Source organism: Mesorhizobium sp. M3A.F.Ca.ET.175.01.1.1, assembly GCF_004791945.1.
Classification (GTDB): Bacteria; Pseudomonadota; Alphaproteobacteria; order Rhizobiales; family Rhizobiaceae; genus Mesorhizobium.
Genome location: NZ_SRTP01000423.1, coordinates 1 through 282, shown reverse-complemented (window position 1 = coordinate 282; position 282 = coordinate 1). Strand labels below are relative to the sequence as shown.

Sequence of the window (282 nt, the reverse complement as noted above, 5' to 3'; positions counted from 1 at the left end):
GTGGAATTGTTGGCGAAGGTGCCCAAGACCCCGACGCTGCCGGCGAATGGCGTCGTTGTCATGACCCTTGTTGGCGTACAGGATCGGCGTCGCCCGGCACCCACCCGAAAGGGATTGCCTGCGCCGTGCAGTCGGCAACCCGGCCGTCGGCCAGCGGGAATAGTCCATCGGTCTGGGCGTCGATTTTGGTGGTTGCTTCGCCTCGGGATCGACTAATGGCCTGCTCTTGCCCCGACTTTTTCTGCCCGCTGGGCAACGATGCGCGCGCACGGCCGACGCAGG

General features: G+C 65.2%; 1 protein-coding gene. It reads right to left on the bottom strand.

The window, feature by feature from the left end; genetic code table 11:
* Positions 1 to 58 precede the first annotated feature (58 nt).
* A partial coding sequence (locus tag EN818_RS33445; protein ID WP_210237344.1) for a hypothetical protein occupies positions 59 to 282 on the bottom strand: 224 nt, incomplete at its 5' end.